Source organism: Klebsiella sp. FDAARGOS_511, assembly GCF_003812845.1.
GTDB lineage: Bacteria > Pseudomonadota > Gammaproteobacteria > Enterobacterales > Enterobacteriaceae > Klebsiella > Klebsiella grimontii.
In genome coordinates, this window is sequence record NZ_CP033824.1 from 5,069,966 (window position 1) to 5,087,504 (window position 17,539).

The window sequence follows — 17,539 nt, forward strand, 5'->3', positions numbered from 1 at the left end:
TACTAGCTTTGCGCTAACATAATCATCACATTAAGCTGCGAATTTGTCGCAGTGACCACACCTGACAGGAGTATGTAATGTCCAAGCAACAGATCGGGGTTGTCGGTATGGCAGTGATGGGGCGTAATCTTGCGCTCAACATCGAAAGCCGCGGTTATACCGTCTCCGTTTTCAACCGCTCCCGTGAAAAGACCGAAGAAGTGATTGCCGAGAATCCAGGCAAGAAACTGGTCCCACATTATACAGTGCAGGAGTTTGTTGAATCACTCGAGACTCCACGCCGTATCCTGTTAATGGTGAAGGCGGGCGCAGGTACTGATAGTGCCATCGCCTCTCTGAAGCCCTACCTGGATAAGGGTGACATTATCATCGATGGTGGTAATACCTTTTTCCAGGATACGATTCGCCGTAATCGTGAGCTTTCTGCTGAAGGTTTTAACTTCATTGGCACCGGCGTATCCGGTGGTGAAGAAGGGGCTCTTAAAGGTCCTTCGATCATGCCTGGTGGTCAGAAAGAAGCTTATGAACTGGTTGCTCCAATTCTCAAGCAGATTGCTGCAATCGCCGAAGACGGTGAGCCATGCGTAACCTATATCGGTGCGGATGGTGCTGGTCATTATGTAAAAATGGTTCACAACGGTATTGAATACGGTGATATGCAGCTTATTGCAGAAGCCTACGCTTTACTGAAAGGGGGTCTGGCGCTTTCTAATGAAGAGCTGGCGCGAATCTTTACTGAATGGAATGAAGGTGAGCTTAGCAGCTATCTCATTGATATAACTAAAGACATCTTCACCAAAAAAGATGAAGAGGGTAAATACCTGGTCGACGTGATCCTCGATGAGGCAGCAAACAAAGGTACCGGTAAATGGACCAGCCAGAGCTCTCTTGATCTCGGTGAACCGCTGTCACTTATCACTGAATCTGTATTCGCTCGCTACATCTCTTCACTGAAAGATCAGCGTGTAGCTGCTTCGAAAGTCCTTACCGGGCCGCAGGCGAAAAGTGCAGGCGATAAAGCGGAGTTCGTTGAGAAAGTTCGTCGCGCTCTGTATCTGGGCAAAATCGTCTCTTACGCTCAAGGCTTCTCCCAGTTGCGCGCGGCTTCTGATGAATACAACTGGGATCTGAACTACGGTGAGATCGCGAAAATCTTCCGTGCCGGCTGTATTATTCGTGCTCAGTTCTTGCAAAAGATTACTGATGCCTATGAGCAGAACGTTGGCATTGCCAACCTGCTGCTGGCTCCATACTTCAAGCAGATCGCCGATGATTATCAACAAGCGTTGCGCGATGTAGTTGCATACGCAGTGCAGAATGGTATTCCGGTTCCAACTTTCTCTGCGGCCATCGCTTACTACGATAGCTATCGTTCCGCAGTCTTGCCTGCTAACCTGATTCAGGCGCAGCGTGATTATTTTGGCGCGCATACCTATAAGCGTACCGATAAAGAAGGTGTGTTCCACACTGAGTGGATGGATTAATTTCCATTCGGTAATTCAATGCAAAATCCCGGTTGGTTTTTAGCCGGGATTTTTTGTACATTTTCTCCAGACACTCGCAATTCTGTAACAAATTTGTACTTCCTCTTTAGAGTTTAGGCTGTTACCCCGCCACTGGTAAGGTCTCTCCTTGACATACATCCAGCCACGGAGTAAAACCGCCGCAAGTGTTGATTACCAGGGTGGCTAATATGCCGCCGTCCAGTTAACTTATTAAAGTGTGATCGAATGAAAATTACTATTTCCGGTACCGGTTATGTTGGTTTATCGAATGGCATCTTGATTGCGCAAAACCACGAAGTGGTGGCGCTGGATATCATTCAATCCAAAGTTGATATGATTAACCAAAAGATTTCTCCGATTGTCGATAAGGAGATCCAGGAATATCTGGCGGAAAAACCGTTGAATTTTCGCGCGACAACGGACAAGCATGATGCCTACCGTAATGCAGATTATGTCATTATCGCTACGCCGACTGACTACGATCCTAAAACGAACTACTTCAATACTTCGACTGTTGAAGCCGTTATTCGTGATGTCACCGAGATTAACCCAGACGCGGTAATGATTATTAAATCCACCATTCCCGTTGGCTTTACGCGTGATATTAAAGAGCGCCTGGGCATTGATAACGTCATTTTCTCTCCTGAGTTTCTGCGTGAAGGCCGCGCCCTTTACGACAACCTGCACCCGTCTCGTATCGTCATTGGCGAACGTTCAGAACGCGCGGAGCGTTTCGCTAATCTGCTGAAAGAAGGCGCGATTAAGCAGGATATCCCGACGCTGTTTACTGACTCCACCGAAGCTGAGGCGATTAAGTTATTCGCCAATACCTACCTGGCGCTGCGCGTAGCCTACTTTAATGAACTGGATAGCTATGCTGAAAGCCAGGGTCTGAACAGTAAACAGATCATCGAAGGCGTGTGCCTCGATCCGCGAATCGGTAATCACTATAACAACCCCTCCTTTGGCTACGGCGGCTACTGCCTGCCGAAAGATACCAAGCAGCTGCTGGCAAACTACGAATCTGTACCGAATAACATCATCGGTGCCATCGTAGATGCTAACCGCACGCGCAAAGATTTTATCGCTGACTCAATCCTGGCGCGCAAACCTAAAGTCGTTGGTATCTATCGCCTGATCATGAAGAGTGGCTCCGATAACTTCCGCGCTTCTTCTATTCAGGGCATCATGAAGCGTATCAAGGCCAAAGGTATCCCGGTCATTATCTACGAACCGGTTATGCAGGAAGATGAGTTCTTCAATTCCCGCGTGGTTCGCGATTTCGACACATTCAAACAAGAAGCTGACGTGATTGTCTCAAACCGAATGGCTGAAGAGCTGTCGGATGTCGCTGACAAAGTGTATACCCGTGATTTGTTCGGTAGTGACTAAATCGATCTCAGAGATAAGCTGGAGGGGGAAGATTCCCCCTAAATAGTTATTGCTAAGAAACGGTTGAATCATATTTATATATTGCCTTGCTATATATGAAACCAATGTTCTAATATTTGTTATTGCAATATCATTATTTATTAATATCTATAGTATAAAATTATTTGCATATTTAAAATGGTATAAGTACTCGTAAGGATGTTGCATTTTTGCTTATTTTTATTAAATGCGTTCTATATTTTGGAAGCATACAATTTGGCTGAGATTGCGGAGGCTTTCAGTGACCCTTGAAAAATTATCTCATGCTGGTTTTTCGATTCATATTAATCTTTTTTAAAATAAGTTAGGCATTAATATATTTTTTGTAAACACTTAAATATTTATATTTCACGAAAATATATTTCATCTATACATTATCCTAAGGTATTTAAATGTTTCGTCTTGACATCAACGGCTTGCGTTTCATTGCTGTAGCAATGGTGGTACTTTTTCATTTCAAAATAGGATATTTTTATGGCGGTTATGCTGGAGTAGATGTTTTCTTTGTAATATCTGGATTTCTGATGAATGAAATCTGTAAAGAAAAAGTAGGTACTAAAGGCTGGGTTAGTAATTTTTATAAAAAGAGGTTTAAAAGGATCTACCCTGCATTAGTAGCGTGTGTTTTGTTTTCGTTTATATTGGCAATTACATCCACACCACCATCAATGCTTAGAAGTCTTTTTTTGCAAGTAATATCATCATTGAGTTTTACTTCTAATCTATATTATCTAAAAGCAACTTCTGGATATTTTACAGATGCGGCTGATAGTTTTATTTTCTTACATACCTGGTCATTGTCTGTTGAATGGCAGTTTTACTTGATTTTCCCTTTAATTTTAATTGTTTCTAATGCGTTATCTAAAAAAGCCCCACAATATGTTATCTATTTCAGTCTCATTTTGACTTCTTTTATATTTTGTGTTTTATTAATGAAATACAGCCAAATGTATTCTTTTTATTTGTTGCCTAGTCGTGCATGGGAGTTAATAATTGGTGCGATGGCTTCATCAATCACGTTCAAGAATAGGTACCCTAGAATTACAGAAGTTATATCGTTGGTTACTTTAATGCTATTTACTGGTATAGTTAAAGAAAGCTATAGTTGGCCTGGTTTTACGACATTAATCCCCACGATTGCAACGGCGTTGCTACTACATGCGAACATTGGGAATAATAAAACTTTGTTAAAGGCAAAACCATTCCAACTGATTGGGTCAGCATCATATTCAATTTATTTATTTCACTGGCCAGTAGTGTCGTTATTTTATTTGAATAATATTGAATTCAGTCTCTTCAATCAGTTCGCTGGGATATTAATATCTCTAGTTCTTGGCTTTTTATCCTATTTCTTCATTGAAAAAAGAGCGCAACTAGCGATTCTTAAACTTGCTTTTTGCGCAATATTTATTTCATTTGTGGCTTTTTTATGTAATAAATTGAATGCTTCTAAGTTGTGGTTACCTAATTCCGTATTGGCAATGGATGAATTTCATTCTTATGCGGGATCTAAAGAAGGTATTGAACAGTTTGGTAACCAAGGACGAATATGCTTCCTGACGAGTGGATATAATAGCGCTAGTCAATTTACCGAGAACTCATGTTTGGCGAAAAAGGCTGATTCTAGTGTACAAAGATTGCTTCTGGTGGGTGACAGTCATGCTGCAGAGTATTACAAGGCATCAACAGAATTATACAAAGATTTTTTGGTAATGCAAGTAACCTCATCAGGCTGTATGCCTTTCGTAAATAATACTTATGGGGAGAAGAGATGTACTGATTTAATGGAAAGGCTATATAAGCAATACATTAAAGAATATAAGATTGATACCGTGATTATATCTGCTAACTGGATTGATGGTGAGAAGTATTTTTCCCATTCGCAAATTGCAAATAACATAGAAAATACAGTTGCTTTTTTCAAGCAATATGCTAGGGATGTAGTTGTGTTGGGGCAAACAAAAAATTACGACACAGCATTCTATCGTATCGCACAAAGTAATGATTTTAATGAAATTGATAAACATGCATTGAAACCCCCTAAAAATCTGAATAATTATCTCGTGGCATTTATGGAAAGGAAAAAAATTAATTATATAAATCTTTATGATTTAGATTGTGACGATAAGAAAAATTGTTCTTATATCTCACCAGAAGGATATCCCATGATGTTTGATAACAATCATTTTACATATCCATGGACGAAAATTATGTTATCCAAGGTTCGATATCAAAATAATCAATCAACGCATGAATGATTTAAGACGAGACAATGACAGGCTATATTAGTTAGGATGATTTTTTTATTATCGACATTTTAAATGTAGTAGTTGTTGGTGGAAGCATTGCTGTTGTTGAAATGTAATATTTTCCTAGGAAGAAAGACCTATTTAAATTTAAGCCACAGGTCTTTCATTCATATATATAAGGCGCATTGTTCTGAGAATGTTCTGTGATGCTGTGTTAGCATTGAAATCGGCCCAAACAGTTAAACACAACCAGGTGTTCTCCAGTGAGATAGGAATCCCAAAGCTACCTTTTCCTATTTGAAGACGTGATTGGCTGCCCTACCTAATAGGGAGGTTTACGATGTCTTCTGCCGCCGTAGAATGAAACGCAGAAATTGAGTCGGCGTATACAATTTTTAAGGACTATACATATCATTAAGATAGCAAGAATCAGTATACACTACTCCTGTCGAAGCATTTATTTACTTTTATTTCGGTAATTCCCTATATTTAACGTTAAGTAAAACTTCAGGATTTATTGGTCTGGAAGATATGAAAAGGATTTTTGCATAACTTACTTGGCTGGAGATTTAAAATGTATGGAATTAATATGGAGATATTTATGAATTTGTCCGACCATTTATATCATTTATTAAGAAATTGTAATGAGGTATAAAAATAACAGATTATCCGACACAATATCATAAGACTTTAGAAACGTAAATTTATGAATTCATATTCCTTCGGCTATGTCAAGGCTTTATTACAGTGATGTTTAAAAGATCATAAGAGGCTTTTTATTCTTAGGCGACTAGAATCTAAATGATTCAGTTATTCGCCTGACAAATCGTCTTACTTCTCATACCCGACCAACCCCCCTAAAAAACGTGACCTCGCTTAGATTCTTCAATCGATCATCTTGTCCCAACCATTGAGGTCGGATATGTTAAATTCACCTTGTGAAGAGCTACCGTCACTGTGATGTAGACGCTGGAGATAAGCGCCGGAAGGTAAAACAAAGCCTGCTTGCAGGCTTTTGTTGTTTCTGGAATCCGGGTTCTCAGGCGAGCTTCGTTACGACGAGCTAAGGCTCTGATTAAAATTTACACGGGTGATGGTACGGGATCTTTCAAGGGAAGGGCGCAGGCATAGAAAACACAAATCATTTACTGCCATTAGAATAGTAAAGGCGAAGTACCAGTTTGATATAACTTTTTTAAATGGTATCCATTGCCAGCTGAAAGGCTATATGTATCCCCACCGCTGGCAGTGTTTATTCTTATATTATTATTTCCTATGCCTGTATTATAATTATATTAAGTTTTCTTTTCACCACTTTCGTTTGTTAAAAGTCAGCTTGGTCTTTTTCTGATCTTTGATATAAGAAATCAGAAAATAGACTGAAACAATCAACAGGATGGCAGCAACTGCTAAGAAAATTATGTTTGCCATAATGCGTACCAGAATGAAAGGAATGTTATAAATCCATTTGCCTGCGAACTAATATCTCTGCAAAAGCATGCCTTTGCCTGCTTAACATATCCTGAATTTAAGAAAAATCCTATATGGCGTTTGTGGTTTTTTTACGGAAAGTGGAAAACCCTTTTCCGCGCCAGTAGTTTGAACAATAGCGCTGTAACCGACTTTTGCACCAGCTTGATTCGCTGGTCACAGTTTCCTTTGTACGCGAATGCTCTTCAGTGATTGTATTGAAAGTGGCTTATATCAGAGTTTGTTAATGAATTTGTTTGTTTTGTGTTAACTTAGTGTTTCGTTATTGTGTGGGCCGCGGGCTTTGCGCTGAGATAGTTATAAACAGCGTGTTTTTACGAGCATCTGAATGGATAAGATTGCCGAATGACAATTCTCGATATAAAAAAGCCGCAGTAGTACCTCACTGCGGCTAAATACCTGCGCCATGCCGGGTTGATTAGACCTTGTAGTAGGCCTTATACCAGTCAACGAAGTTCTTCACTCCCTGCCTGACCGTCGTCTGCGGTCTGAATCCCACCGCATCATACAGCGGCTTGGTATCTGCGCTAGTTTCCAGTACATCGCCCGGCTGTATTGGCATCATATTTTTCTCCGCAACCATCCCCATAGCTTCCTCAAGCGCCGTGATGTAATCCATCAGCTCAACCGGTGAACTATTACCGATGTTATACACCCGGTATGGCGCCGAGCTATCTGCCGGTGAACCCGTCTCAACGGTCCATTCCGGATTGGGCTGCGGGATAATATCCTGCATCCGAACAATCGCCTCAACGATATCGTCAATGTAGGTGAAATCGCGCTTCATCTTGCCATAGTTGTAGACATCGATGGGCTTTCCTTCCAGCATGGCTTTTGTAAATTTAAACAGCGCCATATCCGGACGTCCCCAAGGACCATAGACGGTAAAGAATCTGAGTCCAGTGGTCGGAATACCATAAAGGTGAGAGTAGGTATGCGCCATCAGTTCGTTTGCCTTCTTGGTGGCGGCATACAGCGAAACCGGATGATCAACCGAATCATCGGTAGAGAACGGCATTTTACGGTTAAGGCCATAGACCGAACTGGATGAGGCATAGAGCAAATGCTCAACATTATTGTGTCTGCAGCCTTCAAGAATGTTCAGATAACCAATCAGGTTAGCGTCGGCATAAGCGAACGGGTTTTCCAGGGAGTAGCGAACTCCAGCCTGAGCGGCAAGATGGATCACCCGGTTAAATTTCTCATTAGCAAAAAGTCGGGCAATACCCTCGCGATCCGCCAGATCGATTTTGTGAAAACTAAACAGGGGAGACTGCAGTAAATCCAGACGGGCCTGCTTAAGATTGACGTCATAATAGTCGTTCATGTTGTCGAGGCCGACAACTTCATGACCCGCCTCCAGAAGGCGCTTGCAGGTATGAAAGCCGATAAATCCCGCGGCTCCAGTTACTAAAAATTTCATATTCATCCTCTGGGGTGACTGTATCCCGCTATATATTCCTCGATTTTACACTGGCTTGCTGCGTGGATCACCTGCTTTACCGTTGCTGTTTATGTTCATGCCTTCGATGGCCAGATGATGTCGTCCATAGCAAGGCATTTTGTGATGGAGATGAGATTCATTATCGATGCTGGATGATTAGCAGGGTAACAATTGCATGAGGTCTTGTCATAATCTCGCGATTTCAACTCGCTGTACGGCGCTTTAAACCTTCGAAAGTTAACGTTGATAAAAATTGGTTTTATGTATGAATTTACAATTCTTTCACATCGATATGGCTTATTTATTTTTTATCCTTTAAAATCAGCTAGTTAGTTTTTGGATTCTATTTGTTTTACATTATGTTTACTACATGAATCATTTGCAATATGAATTGATTGGCAACGTATTTTCATTTTTATTCCTATAGACCAGCGCTATAATGCGGCAACTCATTTGCATGACCATTGTGTTGTCAGTTTAATCAGCTATCCTGTGCGCAGTATTAAATATGGCACCAGACTGATTGTTGGCGTCATTTCGATCAATAGTGCGCACAGTTTGCGCTGATTCTCAGAAGATGGATGGGAAGATAACGGGAAGAACCCTGTCATGAGTTCAAAAAACAGGCTTGCTAAACGAGCTAATTGAGAAATTCCTGATGGATGGGTCTTAAGCAAACAGCGAGAGTGTGGGCCTGCTAGAATCTTTTAAATTCTCTAGCGAGCAGCACCCAGCGTCACGGGCGATAATCTTGGCCGACAGCCGCTGCGAGAGCGTTTGATGTAAGAAGAGGGTGTGTCGGTTTAGTGCTGCCGTCAAAGGCAGCCGCAGGAGATGTTTACAGATAGGGTTGTTGAATCATTACGCCGTTTGGTTGCGACAGCCAAGGGCGGTAGCGTGGTTGAAAGCGACCTCGTAAGACTATGGGGGGGGAGTATCTGACTGAAAAATAGCAGTTTTTACTGTACATTCAGAAACAGCACGTTAACTGGCCATCTCTACGCCAGCTTCTCGCTTGTCCCTGCTTAGTATGGAAGAGCTACCATGGTCGGCTGCTGCCAATGAATTAGAGCGTACAGAAAATTTGGGAAAGTCTTGCTTTAACCTATGTGCTTAAGATTTCAGGTTGTATGTCCAAAGACATGGTGTCTATCGGCAGTGTATCTGTCAGGGCGTTAGCGCTCTCGCAGTGGATTTCGTTAGTCAGCGACAACTCGCAAATCTAAAGTGCATAACCCAATGCTTAAAATTTCGTAGAATAATTTATGAGTATAAAAATGAAGTATAATCTAGGGTATTTATTTGACCTGCTTGTTGTTATCACCAATAAAGATCTAAAAGTACGCTACAAGAGCAGTGTATTTGGTTATTTATGGTCGATTGCCAACCCCTTACTGTTTGCGATGATCTACTATTTTATTTTTAAATTGATCATGCGAGTCCAGATACCTAATTATACCCTTTTCTTAATAACGGGTCTCTTCCCCTGGCAGTGGTTTGCAAGCTCAGCGACGAATTCGCTTTTCTCATTTATTGCTAATGCGCAAATTATCAAAAAAACCGTATTTCCGCGTTCGGTTATTCCTCTTAGTAATGTGATGATGGAAGGCTTGCACTTCTTATGCACTATTCCTGTCATTGTCGCTTTTCTTTTTGTGTACGGTATGCGTCCTTCGCTTTCATGGCTTTGGGGAATACCGCTCATTGCTATCGGACAGGTGATTTTTACCTTTGGTGTATCAATTATCTTTTCGACTTTGAATCTATTTTTCAGAGACTTAGAACGATTTGTTACTCTCGGTATTATGCTGATGTTTTACTGCACACCCATTTTATACGCATCGGATATGATTCCAGCAAAATATAGCTGGGTTATTGACTATAACCCTCTGGCTAGTATGATTTTAAGCTGGCGTAACTTATTTATGGATGGTGTTTTAAACTATGAGCATATTTCAGTGCTATATTTAACTGGTATTGTGCTGACAGTTATCGGATTAAGTATTTTTAATAAATTAAAATATCGATTTGCAGAGATCTTGTGATGGAACCAGTAATTGATTTTAATAATGTGACAAAAGAATATCCACTTTACCATCATATTGGCTCAGGTATTAAAGATTTAATATTTCATCCTAAAAGAGCATTTCAATTACTGAAGGGCCGTAAATATCTTGCTATTCAGGATGTCTCTTTTACGGTTGGCAAAGGAGAGGCTGTTGCGCTCATTGGCCGAAACGGCGCAGGCAAAAGCACCTCTTTAGGGTTGGTTGCTGGTGTTATCAAGCCAACGAAAGGGTCAGTCACAACTCGTGGGCGAGTGGCCTCAATGCTTGAGCTAGGTGGTGGTTTTCATCCAGAATTGACTGGCCGTGAAAACATTTTTCTTAATGCCACTCTTCTTGGATTACGTCGTAAAGAGGTTTTACAGCGAATGGATCGCATCATTGAATTTTCCGAATTAGGAGAATTTATTGATGAGCCGATCCGCGTCTACTCTAGCGGTATGCTAGCGAAGCTTGGCTTCTCGGTTATTAGTCAAGTTGAGCCTGATATTCTGATTATCGATGAAGTGCTTGCCGTCGGCGATATTTCATTTCAGGCCAAATGTATCAAGACGATTAAAGAGTTCAAAAATCGTGGTGTGACAATACTGTTCGTTAGTCACAACATGAGTGATGTGGAAAAAATATGCGATCGGGTTGTCTGGATCGAAAATCACCGCCTCCGGGAAATCGGTTCTGCTGAAAGAATCATCGAACTTTATAAACAAGCAATGGCCTAAATCTGGTAATTAAATGAATAGTATTAAGATCTATACCTGTCATCATAAGCCGAGCGCATTCCTTAATGCATCTATTATCAAACCATTGCATGTAGGTAAAGCCAACTCCTATAATGATATCGGCTGTATTGGCGATGATACGGGAGATAATATTTCGTTTAAAAACCCTTTCTACTGTGAGTTAACAGCACATTATTGGGTTTGGAAAAATGAGACTCTTTCTGATTATGTCGGTTTTATGCATTATCGCCGGCACCTCAATTTTTCCTCACAGCAGAGCTTTGCGGAAGATAACTGGGGCGTAGTGAATTCTCCGGTTATCGATACAGAGTATGAAAACCAGTTTGGTTTAACCGACACGGCAATACAAGATTGTCTTTCAGGTTTTGACCTGCTGTTACCGAAGAAGTGGTCAGTAAACTCTGCTGGCAGTAAAAACAACCTCGATCATTATGAGAAAGGTGAGTTTTTACACATCAAGGATTATCTGACTGCCCTGGACGTTGTCGAAGAGCTTTATCCGGATTATAAAGCGGCTATTCAGCAGTTTAACAATGCAACAGATGGCTATTATACGAACATGTTTGTGATGCACAAAGATATGTTCGTGGATTATTCTGAATGGCTGTTCGCGATTTTGACTCATCTTGAAAGTCGCATCTCGATGAATAATTATAACGCTCAGGAAAAGCGTGTTATCGGCCATATCGCAGAGCGTCTGTTTAATATTTACATTATTAAACAGCAGCAAGACCGTGCCCTGAAAGTTAAGGAGCTACAGCGCACTTTCGTGATGAATGAGACCTTCAACGGCAAGCTGATGCCGGTCTTTTCAGACGCTGCGCCAATAGTCATCAGTTTTGATGATAACTACGCCATCAGCGGCGGGGCTTTAATCAACTCTATCGTTCGCCATTCTGATAAAAATACCCATTACGATATCGTTGTGCTGGAAAACAAGGTTAGCAATCTTAACAAGCAGCGCTTAACCAAGCTGGTCTCAGCCCATGCAAACTTTTCACTTCGATTTTTTGATGTGAATGCCTTTACCGAATTGAATGGTGTACATACCCGAGCGCACTTTAGCGCATCAACCTATGCTCGCTTGTTCATTCCGCAGCTTTTCCGTGAATATGAGAAGGTTATTTTTATCGATTCCGATACTGTGGTGAAGGCCGATCTGGCGGCTTTGCTTAATGTCGAACTTGGCACTAACCTTGTTGCCGCCGTTAAAGATATCGTGATGGAAGGCTTCGTCAAGTTTGGCGCGATGTCGGAGTCTGCTGATGGCGTAATGCCGGCCGGCGAGTATCTGCAAAAAACGCTTAAAATGACCAATCCTGATGAGTATTTCCAGGCGGGGATTATCGTTTTCAACGTCGCGCAAATGGTGCAGGAAGATACCTTCTCCGAGCTGATTAAAACCCTTAAAGAGAAAAAGTACTGGTTCCTTGATCAGGACATCATGAACAAAGTTTTCTATGGCCGGGTTGAGTTTTTACCGCTGGAGTGGAATGTCTATCATGGTAATGGCAATACCGATGACTTTTTCCCCAATCTCCAGTTCGCAACATACATGCGCTTTTTAGAAGCCAGAATGAACCCGAATATGATTCACTATGCCGGGGAGAATAAACCGTGGAACACGGACAAGGTTGACTTTTATGACGATTTCCTGGAAAACGTCATCAATACGCCATGGGAAAAAGAAGCCTATTTCCGTCAGCTATCCCTGATTAATTCATCAAATCCTGCTCATACTGCAGGGCAAACGCCTGTTCTGCTTCAGACCAGGATAAAAAAAGCGTTGATGCCTTTCCTTAATAAATATGCTCCTGTCGGTTCACCGAGGCGAAATACGATAACAAAATACTACTATAAAGTTAGACGCTCAATTCTTGGTTAAGGCTGCTGGAATAATATTATGAACAGTAAAAATATTTTAATTGTCGGCGCTGGTTTTTCTGGTGCGGTTATCGCACGCCAGCTTGCTGAGCAAGGTCATCGTATCAGAATTATCGATCAGCGGGACCACATTGGCGGTAACTCCTACGACGCACGGGATCCGCAAACTGACGTTATGGTCCACGTCTATGGTCCGCATATCTTTCATACCGATAATGAAACAGTGTGGAACTATGTGACTCAGCACGCTGAAATGATGCCGTATGTGAACCGCGTCAAAGCAACCGTTAATGGGCAAGTGTTCTCTCTGCCGATCAACCTGCATACCATTAACCAGTTTTTTGCCAAAACCTGTTCGCCAGATGAGGCCCGGGCGCTTATTGCAGAAAAAGGGGACAGTTCGATCCAGGAACCGAAGACCTTTGAAGAACAGGCTCTGCGTTTTATCGGCAAAGAGCTCTATGAGGCGTTCTTCAAAGGCTACACCATCAAGCAGTGGGGGATGGAGCCATCACAGCTTCCTGCGTCGATTCTTAAGCGTCTGCCGGTTCGTTTTAACTACGATGATAATTACTTTAACCACAGATTTCAGGGCATGCCGAAACTGGGTTATACGAAAATGATTGAGTCAATTGCCAATCATGAAAATATCACTATCGAACTTCAGCAATCGTTTAACGCTGAAGAGAGAGAAAAGTACGATCATGTGTTCTATAGCGGGCCGCTGGATGCCTTCTATTCCTATCAATATGGCCGCCTGGGCTATCGTACTTTGGATTTTGAAAAATTCACCTGGCAGGGCGATTATCAGGGCTGCGCGGTGATGAACTACTGCTCACTGGATGTTCCTTACACCCGTATCACTGAACATAAGTACTTTTCGCCCTGGGAAACCCATGAAGGGTCGGTATGCTATAAGGAATACAGCCGCGAGTGTGGAGAAAAAGATATTCCTTATTATCCGATTCGTCAGATGGGGGAGATGGCTTTACTCGATAAGTATTTGTCCCTTGCGGAAAGTGAAAAGAACATTACTTTTGTTGGCCGTCTTGGAACCTATCGATACCTGGATATGGATGTGACTATCGCAGAAGCATTAAATACTGCCGAGAAGTACTTATCTTCCCTTGATAATCATGAAGCTATGCCAGTATTCACGGTTTCTGTGCGATGAATTGCTCTGCATTAATAGTCACTTATAATCGCTTAGAGAAGTTAAAAGTATCTATTGCCAACACTGTGAAATTAAATTTTACAGCGATAATGGTTGTCAATAACGGGTCCACGGATGGGACCCTGGAGTGGTTAGCCACCCTTAGCGACCCTCGGGTAATTGTCCTCAATCTGCCTTCTAATACCGGTGGAGCGGGGGGCTTTAAGGCCGGAAGTCAATATTTATGCGACAATGTCGATACCGACTGGGTTTTCTTTTACGATGATGACGCCTGGCCCGAGAGCGATGCGCTGGAAAAATTTACCCAGCTGGATAAAGCTAATTGTCGGGTGTTCACCGCTTTGGTAAAAGATCTTCGGGGGCAACCTTGTTCGATGAACATCCCTTTTGCTAAAGTACCGTCATCGTTTATCGACACATTACGCTACATCAAAAATCCGGCTGAGTTTCTACCGTCTCTTTCCCGTTCGACCGCGGTGCAAACGGTATCCTTTGTCGGGATGATTATTCAGCGAGATTTGCTGCGAAAGAATATACACAATATTCACGATGAGTTATTTTTATATTTTGACGATCTTTACTTTGGCTATCAGTTAACACTCGATGGCGAAGATATTCGTTATTCGCCTGAGGTTGTCTTCTCGCACGATGTGAGTATCCAGGGGAAGTCTATCTTTCCCGAATGGAAAGTTTATTACCTTTGTCGAAATCTTATTCTGGCGAAGAAAATTTTCCCGCGAGTTGCCATTTTTAGCCGTCTCTCAATCCTTTTGCGGTTGATTAAATATGTATCAATATTGCCATGGCAACGCAATAAATTGTTATATTTTAAATACTTGCGTCGTGGAATTATCCATGGTGTAAAAGGAATCAGCGGTAAGAACCATTAAGTGGATATAGCAATGAAAAAACTGTGTTATTTCATAAATTCGGATTGGTATTTTGATTTGCACTGGATAGATCGTGCAATCGCCGCCCGAGATGCTGGTTATGAGATTCACATCATCAGTCATTTTGTCGATAGTAAAGTGCTGAATAAATTTAAAACATTTGGTTTTAAGTGTCATAACGTTCCACTTGATGCTCAATCATTTAATGCATTAACTTTCTTTCGGGCCTTTTTTGCGTCCCGCAGGATCATCAAAGAGATTAATCCCGACCTTTTACACTGTATTACAATTAAGCCATGTCTGATCGGTGGGCTTCTTTCGAGGGCAAATAATCGCCCGGTCATCGTGAGTTTTGTCGGCCTCGGGCGTGTATTTTCTTGTGATACGGGCTTGCTTAAGCTATTGCGCAATATCACTATCATGGCATATAAGTATATTGCCAGTAATAAGCGCAGTATATTTATGTTCGAGCATGATAAAGATCGTAAAAAACTCGCGGGTTTTGTTGGCATTGACTACCAGCAGACTATTGTCATCGATGGCGCAGGTATCAACCCGGATATCTATAAATATTCACTGGAGCAGGAACGTGATGTTCCGGTCGTGCTGTTTGCCAGCAGAATGCTGTGGAGCAAGGGGCTCGGGGATTTAATCGAAGCCAAGAAAATTCTCGAATCCAGAAATATTCATTTTACGCTAAACGTTGCTGGAATACTTGTTGAAAACGATAAGGATGCCATTTCCCTTGCCGTCATTCAGCAATGGCATAAAGAAGGGCTGATTAACTGGTTAGGTCACAGTTCTAACGTCTGCGACTTGATCGAGGAATCGAACATCGTGGCCCTGCCTTCGATCTATTCCGAAGGCGTCCCGCGTATTTTGCTTGAGGCTTCCTCGGTTGGCCGGGCCTGCATTGCCTACGATGTTGGCGGCTGCGATAGCCTGATCATTAATAACGATAACGGCATTATCGTGAAAAGCAACTCTCCGCAGGAGCTGGCGGATAAGCTTGAATTCTTATTAGCCAACCCCAAAGCACGGGTTGAGATGGGTATCAAAGGACGGCAACGCGTTCAGGATAAGTTTTCTAGCGGTATGATCATTAGTAAGACTCTCAAGACTTATCATGATGTGGTTCAGGGATGATATAGCGCAAGAGATTACAGCTTCATGTAAATCAAACACCTCCGAAGCGTTACATTTATTCAATGTAACTGCTCTGCAAACGCATTATTTACGTTTAATGATTGCGTGCCTCTTATTTTGAAGGTGATTGAATGTCTGATGAATCAAGTAACGTTGTTGTTTCCGTTATCATCCCCGTTCATAATGCCGCGGAGTATATTTCCGAAACGCTTAATACGGTATTAGCCCAGTCTTTAAAAGACATTGAGATTATCATTGTTAACGATAACTCAACCGATAATACTCTGGGCATTGTCGCTACAATAGCCGATGAGGACTCACGAGTCCGGATTATAACCAACCCCAGCAACGTCGGCGGGGGTGAATCACGAAATATCGGCTTACGTATAGCGACCGGCGAATACATCATTTTCCTCGATGATGATGATTATGCCGATAAAGAGATGTTAAAGAGAATGTCCGACCGGGCTACGGCCCTGCAAACGGATGTTGTTATCTGCCGATGCCAGTCAATCGATCTGCAAACCAATACTCATTCTCCCATGCCTATGTCCGCGCGTGAGGATTTACTACCTGAAAAAGAGGTCTTCTCTTCACAGGAAATTGCTGACGATTTTTTCCGCGCCTTTATATGGTGGCCGTGGGATAAGCTCTTCAGACGCGAAGCTATTCTGGCATTGGGTCTGGAGTTTCAACCGCTGAGAACTACAAACGACCTGTACTTTGTGAGTAGTTTCATGCTGTTGGCAAACCGCATCTCGCTGGTGGATGAGATCTTAATCTCTCATACGATCAACCGCGCGAAGTCGCTTTCTTCCACCAGGGCAACCTCATGGCACTGCGCGCTGGAGGCATTGACTTCGCTACGTTCGTTTATGAAAGCGCATGATTTACTGGCGTCCAGAAGTCGGGATTTTAATAATTACGCCGTTGTTTTTCTGGAGTGGAACTTAAATACGATCTCGGGCCCTTCCTTTAACCTGCTCTTCAACGATGTGAAGTCGTTCATCTTATCTTTAGAAATCAATCGTGATGACTTTTATGATGACTTTATCAAAGCTGCGCATGGCCGGATCGTTAATCAGTCAGCGGAAGAGTATATTTTTTCTCTGAAAGACAGAGTGTTGCGCGAGCTTGAACATGCACATATGTTGAATTCAACGCTGCAGGAAGAAATCACTTCGCTTAAACAGTCGACTGTATCTCAGCGAAGTGAAATTGATGTCCTGAAGACGCAGGTTAACGATAAAACCACGATTATCCACGAGCTCGAACAGCGGAATACGCGTATAGAGGGCGAGTATCAAACTCAACAACAGAAATTGCTCAGCATCGAAAATGCGTACCAGGAGCTGACTCAGCGCTATACCGATTTGGTTTCATCTTTGTCATGGAAAATGACGAAACCATTTAGGATAGTCAAAGCGATAACCGCACGAAAAAAGTCATGACGACGATAAACAGGTGATATCAACCAGCGCGCTGGCGAGGGTTATATTGCAAGGGAGGCGTTATGCCG

General features: G+C 42.2%; 12 protein-coding genes. 10 read left to right on the plus strand and 2 right to left on the minus strand.

Features of this window, described 5'->3' with window-relative positions:
* Positions 1 to 77: 77 nt before the first annotated feature.
* The 3 genes from gndA (at position 78) to EGY08_RS25520 (ending at position 5,194) form a co-directional block, all read left to right on the plus strand.
* Complete coding sequence (gndA, locus tag EGY08_RS25510; RefSeq protein WP_112167159.1) at positions 78 to 1,484, plus strand: NADP-dependent phosphogluconate dehydrogenase; 1,407 nt, start codon at positions 78 to 80, stop codon at positions 1,482 to 1,484.
* A 246-nt stretch (positions 1,485 to 1,730) separates the two neighbouring features.
* Positions 1,731 to 2,897 (plus strand): UDP-glucose 6-dehydrogenase, encoded by a 1,167-nt coding sequence (ugd, locus tag EGY08_RS25515; protein ID WP_112167161.1) that lies wholly within the window; start codon positions 1,731 to 1,733, stop codon positions 2,895 to 2,897.
* 431 nt (positions 2,898 to 3,328) lie between these two features.
* A complete protein-coding gene (locus EGY08_RS25520; RefSeq protein WP_123829115.1) occupies positions 3,329 to 5,194 on the plus strand; it encodes an acyltransferase family protein in 1,866 nt (621 codons plus the stop codon).
* Between the two features lie 1,299 nt (positions 5,195 to 6,493).
* Here the strand turns inward: EGY08_RS25520 and EGY08_RS30660 are convergent.
* Positions 6,494 to 6,616 carry a small membrane protein gene (locus EGY08_RS30660; protein WP_004138729.1) on the minus strand — a complete coding sequence of 41 codons (123 nt, stop codon included), beginning with the start codon at positions 6,614 to 6,616 and terminating at the stop codon, positions 6,494 to 6,496.
* Positions 6,617 to 7,094: 478 nt separating this feature from the next.
* Positions 7,095 to 8,099 (minus strand): NAD-dependent epimerase, encoded by a 1,005-nt coding sequence (locus tag EGY08_RS25525; protein WP_004122469.1) that lies wholly within the window; start codon positions 8,097 to 8,099, stop codon positions 7,095 to 7,097.
* Between the two features lie 1,298 nt (positions 8,100 to 9,397).
* On the opposite strand from EGY08_RS25525, the gene EGY08_RS25530 reads away from it, so the two are divergent.
* The 7 genes from EGY08_RS25530 (at position 9,398) to EGY08_RS25560 (ending at position 17,471) form a co-directional block, all read left to right on the plus strand.
* On the plus strand, positions 9,398 to 10,165 hold the full coding sequence (locus EGY08_RS25530; RefSeq protein ID WP_004122466.1) for an ABC transporter permease: 768 nt from the start codon (positions 9,398 to 9,400) through the stop codon (positions 10,163 to 10,165).
* Entirely contained in the window at positions 10,165 to 10,905 is a 741-nt protein-coding gene (locus EGY08_RS25535) for an ABC transporter ATP-binding protein (RefSeq protein ID WP_004122464.1), read from the plus strand. The genes EGY08_RS25530 and EGY08_RS25535 overlap by 1 nt, the downstream gene beginning before the upstream one ends.
* Before the next feature lie 13 nt (positions 10,906 to 10,918).
* Positions 10,919 to 12,811, plus strand: a complete 1,893-nt coding sequence (locus EGY08_RS25540) for a DUF4422 domain-containing protein (RefSeq protein ID WP_123829116.1) — start codon at positions 10,919 to 10,921, stop codon at positions 12,809 to 12,811.
* An 18-nt stretch (positions 12,812 to 12,829) separates the two neighbouring features.
* Positions 12,830 to 13,984, plus strand: coding sequence for a UDP-galactopyranose mutase (glf, locus tag EGY08_RS25545; RefSeq protein ID WP_004122458.1), 1,155 nt, complete (start codon positions 12,830 to 12,832; stop codon positions 13,982 to 13,984).
* On the plus strand, positions 13,981 to 14,874 hold the full coding sequence (locus EGY08_RS25550; protein ID WP_123829117.1) for a glycosyltransferase: 894 nt from the start codon (positions 13,981 to 13,983) through the stop codon (positions 14,872 to 14,874). The genes glf and EGY08_RS25550 overlap by 4 nt, the downstream gene beginning before the upstream one ends.
* Positions 14,875 to 16,020 carry a glycosyltransferase family 4 protein gene (locus EGY08_RS25555; protein WP_177447643.1) on the plus strand — a complete coding sequence of 382 codons (1,146 nt, stop codon included), beginning with the start codon at positions 14,875 to 14,877 and terminating at the stop codon, positions 16,018 to 16,020. It abuts the gene before it with no gap.
* Between the two features lie 131 nt (positions 16,021 to 16,151).
* Entirely contained in the window at positions 16,152 to 17,471 is a 1,320-nt protein-coding gene (locus tag EGY08_RS25560) for a glycosyltransferase family 2 protein (RefSeq protein WP_123829119.1), read from the plus strand.
* Positions 17,472 to 17,539: the final 68 nt, after the last annotated feature.